Origin of the sequence: Klebsiella sp. KE9456, assembly GCF_043832615.1 — a bacterium.
In the GTDB taxonomy this organism is placed as follows: domain Bacteria; phylum Pseudomonadota; class Gammaproteobacteria; order Enterobacterales; family Enterobacteriaceae; genus Klebsiella; species Klebsiella indica.
Genome location: NZ_JBDYQK010000060.1, coordinates 1 through 1102 on the forward strand (window position 1 = coordinate 1; position 1102 = coordinate 1102).

The window sequence follows — 1102 nt, forward strand, 5'->3', positions numbered from 1 at the left end:
TATACCCGTGATCATTGAAGATGCTTGATTTTTCAGTAACAGGAGATCATGCTGTCCCCATGAAAATCTTCATCACTGACCAACAAAAAGCGGAACTTGAGCGTCTTCATGACTCCAGTCGTGACGGGCGAGTCCGGGATCGTATTAAAGCTATCCTTCTGGCCTCCGAAGGCTGGAGTTCATCCATGATAGCTCAGGCTTTGCGCCTGCATCAGACTACTGTTGACCACCATATCAGCGAGTTTCTGAACAAAGGCAAGCTGAAGCCCGAAAATGGAGGCTCAGACAGCAAACTCAGCGCTGAACAAACGGCCTTTTTAATCAGCCAGTTATCCGATAATTTATTTTACCATACCCGTGATATCGTCGCGTTTGTCGCACAGACATGGAACATCGTTTTCAGTATTCCGGGAATGAATAAGTGGCTGCACCGGAACGGTTTCACTTACAAAAAACCGTCAGGCGTCCCGCATAAATTCAGTGAAGAGAAACAAAAGCAATTCATTGAATATTATGAAGAACTCAAAGCCACCGCGGGTGATGAACCGGTTCTTTTTATTGATGCTGTCCATCCGACTCAGGCCACCAAAATAGGTTATGGCTGGATACGTAAAGGCCAGAGAAAAGCGGTAAAAACAACAGGCAGTCGTACACGGCTGAATATCATGGGGGCGCTGAATCTGAAGGCCCCGGAGCACCCATTAATCTGTGAATATAAAACCATAAATGAATACAACGTATCTCGTTTTTTCAATGAGATACGTAAAATTTATCCGGATTATCACCAGAAAGTGCATGTTATTCTGGATGGTGCTGGTTATCACCGTTCACTTTTAGTGAAAGACTGGGCGGAAGTGGTGAATATAAAACTCCATTATCTCCCGCCGTACAGTCCAAACCTGAATCCAATAGAACGAATGTGGAAATTAATGAACGAACATGCCCGGAATAACCGCTACTTCAGCAACAGCAGGGAGTTCAGGGATGCAATATCTGAATTTTTCAGCCATACGTTACCGGAGATAGCGGGTTCTCTGACGTCCCGAATTAACGATAATTTTCAGGTGCTCAAATCTGTGTCTTGAGGTTTATTGGGTATATA

1 protein-coding gene is annotated in these 1102 nt (G+C 44.5%); it reads left to right on the forward strand.

All coding sequences use genetic code 11. The features are described 5' to 3' along the window. Positions 1–59: 59 nt before the first annotated feature. Positions 60–1085 carry an IS630 family transposase gene (locus tag ABK821_RS25255; protein ID WP_395034209.1) on the forward strand — a complete coding sequence of 342 codons (1026 nt, stop codon included), beginning with the start codon at positions 60–62 and terminating at the stop codon, positions 1083–1085. Positions 1086–1102: the final 17 nt, after the last annotated feature.

Coding starts and splice junctions, on each gene's coding strand:
- ABK821_RS25255 (WP_395034209.1), top strand. CDS start 60: ATGAAAATCTTCATCACTGACCAACAAAAAGCGGAACTTGAGCGTCTT.